11 protein-coding genes are annotated in these 15,472 nt (G+C 74.8%); 7 read left to right on the forward strand and 4 right to left on the reverse strand.

The window, feature by feature from the left end; translation table 11 throughout:
- Positions 1-74 precede the first annotated feature (74 nt).
- Positions 75-1,223 carry a glycosyltransferase gene (locus tag BJ968_RS02060; protein ID WP_179748790.1) on the forward strand — a complete coding sequence of 383 codons (1,149 nt, stop codon included), beginning with the start codon at positions 75-77 and terminating at the stop codon, positions 1,221-1,223.
- A gap of 22 nt (positions 1,224-1,245) precedes the next feature.
- Here the strand turns inward: BJ968_RS02060 and BJ968_RS02065 are convergent, their stop codons facing one another.
- Positions 1,246-2,376 (reverse strand): amidohydrolase family protein, encoded by a 1,131-nt coding sequence (locus tag BJ968_RS02065; RefSeq protein WP_343077759.1) that lies wholly within the window; start codon positions 2,374-2,376, stop codon positions 1,246-1,248.
- 88 nt (positions 2,377-2,464) lie between these two features.
- Positions 2,465-3,541: a YihY/virulence factor BrkB family protein gene (locus tag BJ968_RS02070; protein ID WP_343077760.1), complete on the reverse strand. Its 1,077-nt coding sequence runs from the start codon at positions 3,539-3,541 to the stop codon at positions 2,465-2,467.
- Between the two features lie 123 nt (positions 3,542-3,664).
- Between BJ968_RS02070 and glgX the strand changes: the two genes are divergently transcribed.
- The 4 genes from glgX to BJ968_RS02090 all read left to right on the forward strand — a co-directional run bounded on the left by glgX (position 3,665) and on the right by BJ968_RS02090 (position 10,825).
- Entirely contained in the window at positions 3,665-5,806 is a 2,142-nt protein-coding gene (glgX, locus tag BJ968_RS02075; RefSeq protein ID WP_179748794.1) for a glycogen debranching protein GlgX, read from the forward strand.
- A 17-nt stretch (positions 5,807-5,823) separates the two neighbouring features.
- A complete protein-coding gene (treY, locus tag BJ968_RS02080) occupies positions 5,824-8,268 on the forward strand; it encodes a malto-oligosyltrehalose synthase (protein WP_343077761.1) in 2,445 nt (814 codons plus the stop codon).
- 140 nt (positions 8,269-8,408) lie between these two features.
- Entirely contained in the window at positions 8,409-10,163 is a 1,755-nt protein-coding gene (gene treZ / locus BJ968_RS02085; RefSeq protein WP_179748798.1) for a malto-oligosyltrehalose trehalohydrolase, read from the forward strand.
- The gene (locus BJ968_RS02090; RefSeq protein ID WP_179748800.1) at positions 10,160-10,825 is read left to right on the forward strand and encodes an NUDIX hydrolase N-terminal domain-containing protein; all 666 of its coding nucleotides are present in this window, start codon (positions 10,160-10,162) and stop codon (positions 10,823-10,825) included. The genes treZ and BJ968_RS02090 overlap by 4 nt, the downstream gene beginning before the upstream one ends.
- Positions 10,826-10,878: 53 nt before the next feature.
- Here the strand turns inward: BJ968_RS02090 and BJ968_RS02095 are convergent, their stop codons facing one another.
- Positions 10,879-12,465: an MFS transporter gene (locus BJ968_RS02095; RefSeq protein ID WP_179748802.1), complete on the reverse strand. Its 1,587-nt coding sequence runs from the start codon at positions 12,463-12,465 to the stop codon at positions 10,879-10,881.
- A gap of 94 nt (positions 12,466-12,559) precedes the next feature.
- On the opposite strand from BJ968_RS02095, the gene BJ968_RS02100 reads away from it, so the two are divergent.
- Both BJ968_RS02100 and BJ968_RS02105 read left to right on the forward strand, forming a co-directional pair.
- Entirely contained in the window at positions 12,560-13,255 is a 696-nt protein-coding gene (locus BJ968_RS02100; protein WP_218884704.1) for an SbtR family transcriptional regulator, read from the forward strand.
- A gap of 55 nt (positions 13,256-13,310) precedes the next feature.
- Positions 13,311-14,387, forward strand: a complete 1,077-nt coding sequence (locus BJ968_RS02105; protein ID WP_179748804.1) for a HoxN/HupN/NixA family nickel/cobalt transporter — start codon at positions 13,311-13,313, stop codon at positions 14,385-14,387.
- Here the strand turns inward: BJ968_RS02105 and zapE are convergent.
- The gene (gene zapE / locus BJ968_RS02110; RefSeq protein WP_179756056.1) at positions 14,375-15,406 is read right to left on the reverse strand and encodes a cell division protein ZapE; all 1,032 of its coding nucleotides are present in this window, start codon (positions 15,404-15,406) and stop codon (positions 14,375-14,377) included. The two genes, BJ968_RS02105 and zapE, sit on opposite strands and share 13 nt — an antisense overlap.
- Between the last annotated feature and the right edge of the window lie 66 nt (positions 15,407-15,472).

The following is a 15,472-nucleotide window of genomic DNA, read 5'->3' on the forward strand; positions in this document are numbered from 1 at the left end:
ACCTGCTGCGCCGCAAGGGGTCTGGAGCCGCCCGGACACGCTCCGGCGGTCCCCGGCCCGGCTACGGTCGGCCCATGAGCAGCACCGGTGCCCTTCCCGACGGCCTGCGGGTCCTCTTCGTCCAGGGGCACCTGCGGGAGAACGGCGGCCTGCGGGTGGTGCTGGACCTGGCCCGCCGCTTCGTGCGCGTCGGCGCCCCCACGACCGTCTTCGCCCTCGAGCGCGTCGAGGGCGTGGCCACGGCCGCGCCCGACCCCAGCGTCCGGCTCGTCTTCGGCGCCGACGCGCACGTCCCCACCCCGCGCCGCCTGCCGCGCGAGGTGCTGCGCCTGGTCCGCGAGGCCCGCCGGCACGACGTCGTCGTCTCCGGCTCCGAGATCGGCCACGGCGTCCTGGCCGGCTGGCTGGCGGCCCGGCTGACCCGCACGCCCTTCGTGGTGCTGGCCCAGGGGGACCTGGACCAGGCGGTGCGGGCGTGGGTGCCGCCGCACCTGCGGCGCGTCACCCGGCTCGCCGACGCGCACGCCGACGCCACGATCTGCGTCTCCCCCGGCCTGGTGGAGGGCATCGTCACCAACGGCCAGCCCGCCGAGCGGGTGCACGTCGTCGTCAACGGCGTGGACGTCGACGGGCTGCGGACGCGGGCCGCGCAGCTGCCTGGCGCCGGGCGGGACGCGCGCCGCCCCCGCGTCGTCGCCCTCGGCCGGCTGACCCCGCACAAGGGCTTCGACCTGCTCGTGCGCGCCTCCGCGGCCGTCCGCGCCCAGGGCCTGGACCACGAGCTGGTCATCGCCGGGGAGGGCGACGAGCGCGGGGCGCTGGAACGGCTGGTCCGCGAGCTCGGCGCGGACCACGTCGCGCTGCCCGGCTTCACCGACCGGCCCGAGGGCGTGCTGTCCGGCGCGGACCTGTTCGTCTCCAGCTCCCGCACCGAGGCCATGCCGCTGACCCTGCTGGAGGCCCTGGCGCTGGGCACCCCCGTGGTGGCCACCGACTGCTCCGTGGGCAGCCGGATGCTGCTGGACGAGGGCCGGCTGGGGCGCCTGGTGGCCCCGGAGTCGGTGGAGGCGCTCGCCGGGGCCCTGGCCGACCACCTGCGCGACCCCGGCCCCCTGCGGGCCGCCGCGGCGCAGGGCCCGGGCTTCGCGCGGCGCTTCGACCCGTGGGCGCTGGCCCGGGACCACCTGGGGATCCTGGCGCGCACAGCCGCGCACGCGGCCTGACCCCAGCCTCAGCCGTCCGGTCTCAGCGGGCCAGGGCCGGGACCACCCGGCGGGCGTTGCCCGCGTAGACCGCGGCCAGCACCTCGGGCTCGAGGTCGAGGCCCGAGACCGTCCATCGCCCCTGGTCCGGCTCCGGGCCGTAGTCGAAGGCCTCGTCGGCCGTCTCCAGGAGCCGGAACCAGCGGCTGACGGCCCCCGCCTCGAAGGGGAAGCTGTCGCTGCCCCACAGGACGCGGTCGGCGTGCCGGCGGACGAAGGCCGCCGCGGCGCGCGGCTGCCGGCCGAGCTCGGCCAGCCGCGCCCCGGTGTCGACGACGAGGTTGGGGTGGCGGTCCAGGACGTCGGAGACCCACTGCAGGTTCTCCGCCCAGCCCGCGACGTGCGCGCCGATGAACGTCGTGCCCGGGTGCGCCCCGACGAGGGACTCGAAGGCGTCCTGCAGCTCCCGGTGGGTCGGTACGCCCTTGCCGTGCCAGCTCCAGTCCGGGTGCCGGGTCAGCTCCTCCAGGCGCTCGTTGAAGCGGTCGACGGGACGGAAGAAGGCGGGCGGGTCCCCGATGTGCACCAGGACCGGCAGCCCGTGCTCCCCGGCGGCGTCGAAGACGTCCGCCAGGCGCGGGTCGTCGGGGCGCACGAGCGCGCCGGAGGCGTCGCGCTGCACCAGGCCCAGGTCCTTCCAGACCTTCAGGCCCGCGGCTCCGGCCCGCGCGGCCCGCTCCACCTGGGCGACCATGGCCCCGACGCCGGCCGGCCCGCGGGTGAGCAGGCTCCAGTCCACGTGCGCGAACGTCGCGAACCGGCCCGGGTGGGCCCGGTCGTAGCGGTCCAGGTTGGCCTCCAGCTCCTCCCCGGGCCGGCCGTCGAGGTTGACGACCGCCGCCAGGTTCAGCTCGTCCATGCGCGCCAGCAGCGCGGGCACGTCCGGGGCCAGCCAGGCCCGCCCGTCCGTCAGCCAGCGGCCGAGGTGGTTGTGGGCGTCGACCGCGGGGACCGCGGCGCGGGGCACCTCGGTGGCGGGCAGGACGAGCTCGCTGCGCGGGCGGTAGGGGGCCAGGCGGCGGGTGCCCAGCCGCGCCCGCGCGGCGAGGTCCCGGGCGCGCCGGGTCCCGGCGGAGCGGAGGCGGTCGGGCAGGCCGGGGCTCGGGAGGTCCACCCGAACAGTCTCACCCACCCCCGGCGGGTCCCCGGGGGACGGGCACCCGGACGGAGCACGGGCCGCGGCGGGCCCTGCGGGCGCGGGGTCAGGGCACCCAGCGGCGGCGCTCGGCCGCCTGCAGCCGCGCGCTCTCGCGGGCGGCGGCCTTCGTCGGGTCCGGCCAGACCCGGTCGACCGCGGAGTTCAGGGCGGCGCCGATGAGCACGGTGATGGCCAGGAAGTAGAACCAGATGAGCACCACGACGGGCGCGGCCAGCGGTCCGTAGATGGAGGTCGAGGGCCCGGTCACCGAGTAGGACAGGGTCCGGCGCAGCACCCACGAGATGACGAGCCAGCCCACGAGGGCCAGCAGCGCGCCCGGGACGTCGCGCCACCAGCGCGAACGCACGGGCGTGGCCAGGTGGTAGAGCGTGGCGAGGCAGAACACGGACAGGACCAGCACCACGGGCCAGTACAGGGTCGTCAGCCAGCGGACGTTCGGCGGCAGCCACTCCCCCAGCAGCCGCGGGCCGACGAGGACGAGGGGCACGACGACGACCCCGACCAGGAGCGCCACGAGGTAGGTGGACAGCGACAGCAGGCGCGTTCGGACGATGCCGCGGTGCCCGCCGAGGCCGTACATGATCGCGATGGTGTCGACGTAGACGTTCAGGGCCCGCGACCCCGACCAGACGCTCACGGCGAACGCGAGGACGGTCAGGTCGGCGCGGCTGCCGGTGGTGACCGAGTCGAAGGTCGGCAGGATGACGTCGGCGATGGCTTGGGAGGTGAAGAAGGACTCGGTGACGCGGGTGAGCTGCCCGCGCGCGGCCTCGACGTCGTCGGCGCCCAGCCACCGTCCCAGGAAGCCCAGGCTGGCCACGACCCCGAAGACCAGCGGGGGCAGCGACAGCAGGGCGAAGAAGCCCCCCTCGGCCGCCAGGCCCGTCACCCGGAACCGCATGCACGCCCCCACGGTGCCGGCGGCCAGCGCCCGCAGGTCCCGCCAGACCCGCGCCGCCGGGCCGGCCAGGCGGGCGGGGCGGGCGCTGCGGGGGGACGCGCCGCGGGGCGTCGCGGTGCTGAGCCGGTCGGTGCCGGTCTGCGGCGGTGCCTCGGCCATGGTCTCCTCGTCCTCCCCGGCGCGGACCCGGTCACCCGGACGGGAGGGGTCCTGGGGCACCGGACCACGGTAGCCGCCGCGCCCGGCGGGGCCGGGCCGCCACTCCGGGAGGTGCATCGGGGCCCCACCGGCCATGATGACGGGGCACCACCGCCCGCCCCGACCCGCTGGAGGACCCCCGCGATGCAGATCTGGCCCGGACGCCCGTACCCCCTGGGCGCGACGTACGACGGGGCGGGGACGAACTTCGCGCTCTTCTCGGAGGTCGCCGAACGGGTCGAGCTGTGCCTGATCGCCGACGACGGGACGGAGCAGCGCATCGCGATGCCCGAGGTCGACGGCTTCGTCTGGCACGCCTACCTGCCCGCCGTCCAGCCCGGTCAGCGCTACGGCTACCGCGTGCACGGCCCCTTCCACCCCGAGAGCGGCTCGCGCTGCCAGCCCGAGAAGCTGCTGCTGGACCCCTACGCCAAGGCCATCGAGGGTCAGGTCGACGGGGACGAGTCGCTGTTCTCCTACCACTTCGACCGCCCCGACGAGGTCAACGTCGAGGACAGCCTGGGGCACACGATGCTGTCGGTGGTCGTCAACCCCTACTTCGACTGGGGCAACGACCGCCGCCCCGGCCACGAGTACCACGAGTCGGTCATCTACGAGGCCCACGTCAAGGGCCTGACGATGCTGCACCCGGACGTGCCCGAGGAGATCCGCGGCACGTACGCCGCGATGGCCCACCCGGCCGTCATCGAGCACCTCACCGAGCTGGGCATCACCGCGGTCGAGCTCATGCCGGTCCACCAGTTCGTGCAGGACACCCACCTGGTCGACAAGGGCCTGACGAACTACTGGGGCTACAACACCATCGGGTTCTTCGCCCCCCACAACGCCTATTCCTCCACCGGCCAGCGCGGCCAGCAGGTGCAGGAGTTTAAGTCGATGGTGCGGGCGCTGCACGAGGCGAACATCGAGGTCATCCTCGACGTCGTCTACAACCACACCGCCGAGGGCAACCACATGGGCCCGACGCTGTGCTTCCGCGGCATCGACAACGAGGCCTACTACCGCCTCGTCGACGCCGACAAGAAGCACTACTTCGACACCACCGGCACGGGCAACAGCCTGCTCATGCGGTCCCCGCACGTCCTGCAGCTCATCATGGACTCGCTGCGGTACTGGGTCACCGAGATGCACGTCGACGGCTTCCGCTTCGACCTCGCGGCGACCCTGGCCCGCCAGTTCCACGAGGTGGACCGGCTCAGCGCGTTCTTCGACCTCGTGCAGCAGGACCCGATCGTCTCCCAGGTCAAGCTCATCGCCGAACCGTGGGACGTCGGCGACGGCGGGTACCAGGTCGGCGGGTTCCCGCCGCTGTGGACGGAGTGGAACGGCAAGTACCGCGACGCCATCCGCGACTTCTGGCGCGGGGAGCCCAAGACCCTCGGCGAGTTCGCCAGCCGAATCAGCGGCTCCTCCGACCTCTACGAGCACTCCGGGCGCAAGCCCATCGCCAGCATCAACTTCGTCACCGCCCACGACGGTTTCACGATGCGGGACCTGGTGTCCTACAACGAGAAGCACAACGACGCCAACGGCGAGGGCGGCAACGACGGCGAGAGCCACAACCGTTCCTGGAACTGCGGGGTGGAGGGCGAGACCGACGACCGGGAGGTCATCGCGCTGCGCGCCCGCCAGCACCGCAACCTGCTGACGACGCTGCTGCTGTCCCAGGGCGTGCCGATGATCCTGCACGGCGACGAGCTGGGCCGGACCCAGCGGGGCAACAACAACGTCTACTGCCAGGACAACGAGCTGTCCTGGGTGGACTGGGACCTGTCCGACGCCCAGCGCGAGCTGCTGGCCTTCAGCCGGCGGATCGTGGCCCTGCGCCGGACCGAGGCCGTCTTCCAGCGCCGCCGCTTCTTCGCCGGTGACGCCGGCCGCGGCGGGGAGAGCGAGGTCGGCGACATCGAGTGGTTCTCCAGCGAGGGCACCGAGATGACCGACGCGGACTGGGCCGACCACTCCAACCGCACCGTCATGGTCTTCCTCAACGGGGAGGCGATCCCCGAGCCGGACCGACGCGGTGAGCGCATCGTGGGCGACTCCTTCCTGGTGCTGTGGAACCCCTGGCACGAGGCCGTGGAGTTCACGCTGCCGGAGAAGGCCTACGGCGACGGCTGGACCCCGCGCCTGGACACCGCCGACGACCAGGTCGGCATCGTCTCGATCTTCACCGAGGAGTCGGCGTTCTCGCCCGGCTCGAGGCTGCCCGTCGCGGCGCGCTCGGTGCTCGTGCTGGCCCGCGGCCCCCTGGGGGAGAAGTGACGTACCGTCCCGCGGTGGTGCCCGTGAGCACCTACCGCCTGCAGATCCAGCCCGCCTTCACCTTCGACGACGCCGCCGCCCGGGCGCGCTACCTGTCGGTGCTGGGGGTTTCGCACGCCTACCTGTCCCCCGTCCTGGCGCCCGCGAAGGGGTCGCAGCACGGCTACGACGTCGTCGACCACTCCCGGCTGAACCCCGAGGCGGGGGGCCGGGAGGCCTTCGACCGGCTCTCGCGGGAGCTGCGCGAGCACGGTCTGGGCGCGGTCGCGGACGTCGTGCCCAACCACGTGGCCGTGCCCACGCCCGCCAGCGACAACGCCCAGCTGTGGTCGGTGCTTCGCGAGGGCCCGAACTCCCCGTTCGCGTCGTGGTTCGACGTCGACTGGTCGGTGCCGGACCGGGCGATCCTCATGGCCGTCCTGGGCCAGCGCATCGGCCAGGTCCTGGCGGCGGGCGAGCTGTCGCTGGACACCTCCGGGGACGAGCCGGTGCTGCGCTACTACGACCACGTCTTCCCGGTCCGCCCGGGCACCGAGGCGCTGCCGCTGCAGGAGCTCGTGGACCGGCAGTGGTACCGGCTGGCGCACTGGCGGGTGGCCGACGAGGAGCTGAACTACCGCCGCTTCTTCGACGTCGACACCCTCGCGGCGATCCGCGTGGAGGACCCGGCGGTCTTCGACGCCTCGCACGCCCTGCTGCTGGAGCTGGTGCGCTCCGGGGACCTGCAGGGGCTGCGGATCGACCACCCGGACGGGCTGGCCGACCCCCGCGGGTACCTGGACCGGCTGGCCGCCGCGACCCGGGGCACCGGGGAGGACGGGTCCAGCGCGTGGGTCGTGGCCGAGAAGATCCTCGAGGGCGACGAGCTGCTGCCGCGCGACTGGGCCTGCGCGGGCACGACCGGCTACGACGCGCTGCAGCGCATCGGCGGGGTGTTCCTGGACCCCGCCGGCGCCGAGCCGCTGTCCACGCTGTACGCGGACCTGACCGGGCAGACCCGCCCGTTCGCCGCGATCGTCGAGGAGGCCAAGCGGGAGGTCGTCGAGCACGGCCTGTACGCCGAGGTCCACCGCCTGGTGGAGCTCCTCGCCGGCATCTGCCACGACGACGTCAACCTGCGCGACCACACCCGCCGCGGGCTGCACGAGGCCGTCGTGGAGCTGCTCGTGGCGATCGAGCAGTACCGCGCCTACGTGGTGCCCGGCGAGCCCGCCCCGCCGGAGGCGGTCGCCGTCCTGGAGCACGCCGCCGACACCGCACGCACGCGGCTGCCCGCCGAGCGGCACGACACCCTGGCCGTCGTGGTGGACCTGGCGCTGGGGCGGGCCGCCCGCCAGGACCCGCGGGCCGCCGAGTTCGTGGTCCGGTTCCAGCAGACGTGCGGGCCGGTCATGGCCAAGGGCATCGAGGACACGTCGTTCTACCGCTGGTTCCGGCTCAGCTCGCTCAACGAGGTGGGCGGGGAGCCGACCCGCTTCGGGATCTCCCCGGAGGAGTTCCACGCCTACGCCGCCCGCTGCGCGCGGGACTGGCCGGCGACCATGACGACCCTGTCGACGCACGACACCAAGCGCAGCGAGGACGTGCGGGCCCGGCTGTCGGTGCTCTCGGAGTTCACCGAGGAGTGGGCCGCGGCCGTCGCGTCGTGGCGCGAGCTGGCCGGTGAGCACCGGGCCGCCGAGCTGGACGCGCGCACCGAGGTGCTCATCTGGCAGACGCTGTTCGGGACGTGGAGGGCCTCGGGACCGATCACGGCCGAGCGCCTGCTGGGGTACCTGCAGAAGGCGACCCGGGAGGCCAAGGACCACACGACGTGGACGGCTCCGGACGAGGCCTACGAGGCCGCCGTCGAGCGGTTCGCGACAGGGGTCCTCGGGGACCGGGCGGTGCTGGACGCGGTCGGGGAGTTCGTCGAGCTGACGGCCGCGGCGGCGCGGGTGGCGGTGCTGGGCCAGAAGTTCGTGCAGCTGGCGATGCCGGGCGTGCCGGACGTCTACCAGGGCACCGAGCTGGTCGACCTGTCGCTGGTCGACCCGGACAACCGCCGGCCCGTGGACTACGCCGGGCGGCAGGAGCGGCTGGCGGCGCTGGACGCCGACGGCGCCCCGCGCGACCTGGACGACGAGAAGCTGCTGGTCGTCTCGCGCACGCTGCGGGCCCGCCGGGACGACCCGTCGTGGTCGGTCGGCGGGGAGTACTCCCCCGTCCCGACCTCGACGGGCAACGCGCTGGCCTTCGCGCGCGGGCCGGTGCACTCCCCGTCGGTGGTGGCGGTCGCGACGCGGCTGCCGGTGTCGCTGGAGCGCAACGGCGGCTGGGGCGAGCACGCGCTGACGCTGCCGGAGGGCTCGTGGCGCAACGCCTTCGACGGCTCGCGGTTCGAGGGCGGGTCGGTGCGCGTGGCCGAGCTGCTCGACGGGCTGCCGGTCGCCCTCCTGGTGCGCGAGGCCGAGCAGGGCTGAGGCGTTCGGCGGGGAGGGGCCTGGACGTCTTCGTCCAGGCCCCTCCCGTCGTGGGTCCCGCGGCGACACGGGTCCCCCGTACCCCCGTGCCCCCGTGGTCCCGAGTCGCCGTGCGGCCCGGCGTCCGGGAGGGTGTGCCCATGCAGTTCGGAGTGTGGGCGCCGCGTGCGCAGACGGTGGAGCTCGTCCTCGGCACGGGCGGGGACGCGACGACGATCCCGATGGGACGCAGCGGCTCCCCCCGCGAGGGGTGGTGGACGGCCGAGGCCGAGGGGGCCGCCGGGACGCGGTACGCGTTCCGGCTCGACGGCGGCGACCCGCGCCCCGACCCGCGGTCGGGCTGGCAGCCCGACGGCGTGCACGGGCCCAGCGCCGTCGTGGACCCCTCCGCCTTCGGCTGGACCGACGCCGGCTGGACCGGGCGCGACGTGCACGGGGCGGTGTTCTACGAGCTGCACGTCGGCACCTTCACCGAGGAGGGCACCTTCGCGGCGGCCGCGGAGCACCTGGACCACCTGGTCGACCTGGGGGTCGAGGTCGTCGAGGTGCTGCCCGTCTCGGCGTGGGACGGGCCGTGGAACTGGGGGTACGACGGGGTCGCCCCGTACGCCGTGCACCACGAGTACGGCGGCCCGCAGGGTTTCGCCGCGTTCGTCGACGCCTGCCACGCCAAGGGCCTGGCGGTGGCCCTGGACTGCGTCTACAACCACCTGGGCCCCAGCGGGAACTACCTGGGCGAGTTCGGCCCCTACTTCACCGACAAGCACGACACGCCGTGGGGTGCGGCGGTCAACCTCGACGACGACGGGTCGGTGGAGGTGCGGCGCTGGATCGTGGACAACGCGCTGCGCTGGTTCCGCGACTTCCACGTCGACGCCCTGCGGCTGGACGCCGTGCACGCGCTCGTCGACGACTCCCCCCGGCACGTCCTGCAGCAGCTGGCCGACGAGACCGCGGACCTGGCCGGGGAACTGGGCCGCCCGCTGGGGCTGGTCGCCGAGTCCGACCTCAACGACGCCGTCATGGTGACCCCCACCGCGCAGGGCGGGCGGGGCATGACCGCGCAGTGGGACGACGACGTCCACCACGCGCTGCACGCCTGGCTGACCGGGGAGCGGCAGGGCTACTACGCCGACTTCGGCGACCCCGAGGTCGTCAAGACGGTCTTCGAGGAGGCGTTCTTCCACGCCGGGCGGTTCTCCACGTTCCGCGGGGAGGTGTGGGGCGCCCCCGTGGACCGCGCGCAGGTTCCCGGCACGGCGTTCCTGGGGTACCTGCAGACGCACGACCAGGTCGGCAACCGGGCCCTCGGCGACCGGATCGGGCACCTGCTGTCCCCCGCCCGCCAGGCCGCCGGGGCGGCGCTGTACCTGCTGGGGCCCTTCACCCCCATGGTGTTCATGGGCGAGGAGTGGAACGCCTCGACGAAGTGGCAGTTCTTCACGAGCTTCCCCGACCCCGAACTGGGCAAGGCGGTCAGCGAGGGCCGGCGCGGGGAGTTCGGCCAGCACGGCTGGGACGCCGAGGACGTGCCGGACCCGCAGGACCCGGCGACGCGGGAGAACTCCGTCCTGCGCTGGGACGAGGTCGCCGAGCCGGAGCACGCACGGGTCCTGGACTGGTACCGGTCGCTGACGGCGCTGCGCCGGGAACTGCCGGCGTTCACCGACCTGCGCGAGGTGCGGGTCGACGTGGCCGGCAACGCCCTGGTCCTGCACCGCGGTGACGTCCGCGTCGTCGTGACGCTCGGCGCGGGCGCGGACGTGGAGGTCGAGGGCACCCCGGTGGAGGTCCTGGCCTCCTTCACCGACGGCCCGGCGCCGGAACTGCTCGGCGAGGGGGTCCGGACGGCGGCGGAGGCCGTCGTCGTCGTGCGGGTGGCCACGGCGGCGTGAACGGACCCGACAGTGCGGCCGGGCCCGGCGATCTCGTGCGCCGGGCGGCGGTGCGGATCGCCGCGCTCGCGCAGGACGGCCTGACGTACGCGGTCGGCGACCCGGCCAAGGACTACGACGCGGCCCGGTACCGGGAGCTGACCGAACTGGCCGCCGACCTGCTCGCCGCGGTCTCCACGAGCCCGCGGGAGGTGCTGCGCGCCGTCCTGGACGCCGACACCGGGTACGCCACCCCCAAGGTCGACGTCCGCGCCGGGGTGGTCGACGACCGCGAGCGGTTGCTGCTGCTGCGCGAGCGCAGCGACGGCCTGTGGTCGCTGCCGGGCGGCTGGGCCGACCCGGGCGACCGGCCCGGGGAGGCGGCCGTCCGCGAGGTGCTGGAGGAGACCGGCTACCCCGTGGAGGTCGTCAAGGTCGTCGGCGTGTGGGAGCGCGACGTGCGCGGCAAGCAGCCCCCCATGCCCGTCAGCGTCTTCCACCTGTACTTCCTGTGCCGGGTGGTCGGTGAGCGGGTGGCGGCCAGCGAGCTGGAGACCCTCGACGTCGGCTGGTTCGGGCTGGAGGAGCTGCCGGAGCTGAGCGAGCGCCGGATCAGCCGGTGGGAGCTGGAACGCGTGCTCGCCCACCACCGGGACCCGGCGCTGCCGACCGAGTGGGACTGACGCAGCGGGACCGACGGGACTGACGGGGGGACCGGCTGGCCGGCCCCCCGGGTTCAGTGGGCGACGACCGGGGCCGCGTCGGGGTCGACGACCGGGGCCCCGGGACGCAGCAGGAGCAGCGTCACGACGGCACCGGCGGCGAAGATGCCCGCCGACCACCAGAACGCGGTGTGGTAGCTGGCCACCGCGGCCTGCGCGACGTCGGCCGCGGTGGGCGTGCCGGTGACGTGCCCGGCGATCCAGTCCGAGGCGGCGCTGCCGGCGAAGGCCGACAGCAGGGCGGTGCCGATGGACCCGCCGATCTGCTGGGCGGTGTTGGCCGTGGCCGAGCCGACCCCCGCGTCGGCCGGGCGCACGCCGAGCGTGGCAGTGGCCATCGCGGAGGCGAAGACGAACCCGAGGCCGAGGCCGGTCACGAGCAGGCCGGGCAGGATCGCCCCGGCGTAGGCGGAGTCCACCTGCAGGCGGGTCAGCCAGACCATGCCGAGCGCGGCGAGCAGCAGACCGGTCGGGGTGAGGGGCTTGGGCCCCACGCGCGGCATGAGGACCGAGCCCACGACCCCGGCGGCCAGGGAGATCGCCGCGATCATCGGCAGAAAACCCAGCCCGGTCTGGACCGGGGAGTACCCCAGCGTGGCGCTCATGTAGTAGGTCAGGAACAGGAAGACGCCGAACATCCCGGCCCCCACGACGGCGATGCCGAGCAGCGCGCCGCCGCGGTCGCGGTCGAGGACGACGCGCAGCGGCAGCAGCGGGTGCGCGGCGCGGGTCTGCCACCAGCAGAAGACGGCCAGCAGGACGACGCCGACGGCCAGCAGGCCCCACGTCGTGACGGCCGACCAGCCGTGGGACTCGGCGTTGGCCAGGCCGTAGACGACGCCGACCAGGCCCAGGACGGCCAGGACGGTCCCGGCCCAGTCGAGGATCGGGCGGTCGGGGGACTTCTCGTGCTTGAGCAGGACCGCACCCGCGACGACGGCCACGACGGCGAGGACGACGTTGATGTAGAGGCACCAGCGCCAGGACAGGTGCTCGGTGAGCAGGCCGCCCAGCAGCAGGCCGATGCCGCCGCCGGCGCCGGAGACGCCGCCGAAGATGCCGAAGGCCTTGGTGCGGGCGGCCGGGTCGGTGAACGTCGTGGTGAGCAGCGACAGCGCGGCCGGGGCCAGCAGGGCCCCGAAGGCGCCCTGCAGGGCGCGGGCCACGATGAGGACCCCGAAGCCCTCGGCGGCGCCGCCCAGGGCGGAGGCCAGCCCGAAGCCGACGAGCCCGATGAGGAACATCGGCTTGCGCCCCACCAGGTCGGACAGGCGGCCGCCGAGCAGCAGCAGGCTGCCGAAGGCGAGGGCGTAGGACGTGACGACCCACTGGCGGTTCTCGTCGGAGAAGCCGAGGGCGTGCTGCGCGGTGGGCAGGGCGATGTTCACGATCGTGGCGTCGAGGACGACCATCAGCTGCGCCAGCGACAGGACCGCGAGCACGAGCCACTGCTGGCGGCCAGCAGCGGCCGGGGCCGCGACGTGACGGCCCTCGGAGGACGTGCGCGGGCGCGGGGGGCGGGTGCCCCCGGGGGCGGCGGGGTCGGCGGGGTCGGCGGGGTCGGCGGGCGCGCGGTGCTGGCCCTGCTCGGTGTTGCTCATCCTGTTCCTCTCCTCAGCGGAGACGACGTCTCCGCTTCGTCCACGGTACCCCACAACAGGAGATGGCACCTCCGCTTCGAGGTAGGGTGGACCCGTGCAGACCACGGACGCCGCGCCGTCGCGGCCGCTGCGGCGCGACGCCGAGCGCAACCTGCGGCGGATCATGGAGTCGGCCCGCGAGGTCTTCGCCACCCGCGGGCTGGCCGCCACCCTCGACGACGTCGCCCACCACGCCGGTCTGGGCGTCGGCACGGTCTACCGGCGCTTCGCCGACAAGGACGCCCTCGTCGAGGCCCTCTTCGAGGACCGCGTCCGCGCCCTCGTCGGGCTGGCCGAGACCGCGTCCACCGCCCCCGACCCCTGGCAGGGCCTGGTGGACTACCTGGAGGCCGCCAGCTCGCGGATGGCCAGCGACCGGGGGCTGCGCGACGCCGTGCTGTCCTCCCGGCACGGGCAGGCCGGGGTCACCCTGGCCCGCGCCGAGCTCGGCCCGCGCGTCGACCGGCTCGTCGCCCGCTGCCGCGAGGCCGGGGTGCTGCGGCCCGACGTCACCGGCACCGACGTCGCCACCCTGGCGTACGCCGTGCAGGCCGCCGCCGAGATCGGCGGCACGGCCAGCCCCGAGCACTGGCGGCGCACGCTGGGCATCCTCCTCGACGGCCTGCGGCCGGCCCGCGCGAGCCACCACCCCCTGCCGGGAGCCCCCCTGTCCGGCGAGGAGCTGCACGAGGCCCTCACCGCCGGCCGGCGCGACCGGCCCACACCCCCGCACCGCGCCGACGGGGGCTAGGGTTCCCCCTTGTCGCCACTGGTTCGCGACAAGGAGCCCCGAGCGAGGAGTCCCCGTGCCCGTCCTGCCCGGGTCCCGACGCGCCGCGGGCCGCGCCTGGGACCGCACCGACACCCGTCGCCTGCTGCGCCTGCTGGCCGTCGTGGCGGCCCTGCACCTGGTGGGCTGGGGCGTGCTGGGGCTGTTCGTGGTGCCGCACGGGTTCAGCGTCGGGGAGCAGGTCTTCGGCTGGGGCCTGGGCGTGACGGCCTACCTCTTCGGGGTGCGGCACGCCTTCGACGCCGACCACATCGCCGTGATCGACGGGACCACCCGCAAGCTGACCGGCGACGGCCAGCGCCCGCTGTCGGTGGGCTTCTGGTTCTCCCTGGGCCACTCCAGCGTCGTGTTCGCCATGGCCCTCGTCGTGGCCACCGGGGCCCGGTTCGCCTCGGACCTGGTGACCGAGGGCACCACCGCGCACGACGTCCTGGGCGTGTTCGGCACCACCGCCGCCGGGCTGTTCCTGTGGGTCGTCGGCCTGGTCAACCTCGTCGCCCTCGCCGGGATCGTGCGCACCGCCCGCCGCCGGCGGCGCGGGGAGCTCGACGACGCCGAGCTGCACCGGCACCTGGCCCTGGAGGGGGTGCTGGCCCGCCTGGTGCGCGGGGCCACCGGCAGGATCCGCTCCCCCCGGCAGGTCTACCCCGCGGGCCTGCTCATGGGGCTGGGCTTCGACACGGCGACCGAGGTCGCGCTGCTCGTCCTGGCCGGCACCGCGGCCGTCACCCTGCCCTGGTACGCCGTCCTCGTGCTGCCCGTGCTGTTCACCGCCGGGATGAGCCTGTTCGACACCCTCGACGGGGCGTTCATGAACCTCGCCTACGACTGGGCGCTGGCCGACCCCCTGCGCCGCCTGGCCTACAACGGCGTCGTCACGGGCGTCTCGGTCGCCGTCGCCCTGGCCGTCGGGACGATCCAGCTCGTCTCGGTCCTGCACGACGAGCTCGGTCTCGGCGGGGTCGCCACCTGGGTCTCCGGGCTGGACACCGGGTTCGTCGGGTACGCCGTCGCCGGGCTGTTCGTCCTCGTCTGGGCGGCGGCGCTGGTGTGGTGGCGCGCCACCCGGCCGCAGGGGGCTCAGGCCAGCTGAGCCCCGTCGCGCGCCAGCGCGGACAGCCGCGACACCGCCCGCAGGTACTTCTTGCGGTACCCGCCGCCGAGCAGCTCGTCGGTGAAGACGGCGTCGAAGGGGACGCCGGAGGCCACGACGGGGATGTCGCGGTCGTAGAGGCGGTCGGCGAGGACGACGAGCCGCAGGCCCACCATCTGGTCCGAGACGGTGCCGACCCCCCGCAGGCACACGGCGCTCGTGGACCCGACCATGGCGCCGTAGCGGCTGGGGTGGACCTCGGCCAGGTGCGCCAGGACGGTGCCGAAGTCGTCGAACGTGGCGCCCGGGCGGGCCGCGGCGACGCGCTCGACGGCGTCGTCGTCCAGGGGCGCGGGGGCGGCGGGCAGACCGCGGTGCCGGTAGTCCTCCCCGTCGACGCGCTGGACGGCGAACTGCCCGGCGAGGGCCTGGATCTCGCGCTGGAAGTCCTGGGCGGCGAAGCGCCCCTCGCCCAGGGCGCCGGGCAGGGTGTTGGAGGTCGCGGCCAGGCGCACGCCGCGGTCGACGAGCTCGCGCATGAGCCGGGACATGAGGACCGTGTCGCCCGGGTCGTCCAGCTCGAACTCGTCGATGCACACCAGGTGGTGCGGGGCCAGCGCCTCGACCGCGGGCAGGAAGCCGAGGGCGCCGACGAGGTTGGTGTACTCGACGAACGTGCCGTAGGCGGCGGTGCCGCCGCCCTCGGTGACCACCTGGTGGTAGAGGGAGGACAGCAGGTGGGTCTTGCCGACGCCGAACCCGCCGTCGAGGTAGATGCCGGGCGGGCCGGCGGGGGCGCTGCGCCGCCGGAACAGCCCGCGGCGGGGCGCGGCGCCCTTGAGGACGCTCTCGCCGAAGGCGCTCATGCCGGCCACGGCCTCGGCCTGCGAGGGGTGGTCGGGCGAGGGCACGTAGCTGGCGAAGCGCACGTCGGCGAAGCGCGGTGGCGGGACCAGCTCGGCGACCAGCTGCTGCGGGGGGACGCGGGGGTTGCGGTCCGCCAGGGAGTCCAGACGCATCGGGGAGCCGGTCACGACGGGGAGCCTAGTGAGTGGGCACCGGTCCGCGAGGCCGCAGGGGTCTGG

The sequence above is a fragment of the Kineococcus aurantiacus genome (genome assembly GCF_013409345.1).
Classification (GTDB): Bacteria; Actinomycetota; Actinomycetes; order Actinomycetales; family Kineococcaceae; genus Kineococcus; species Kineococcus aurantiacus.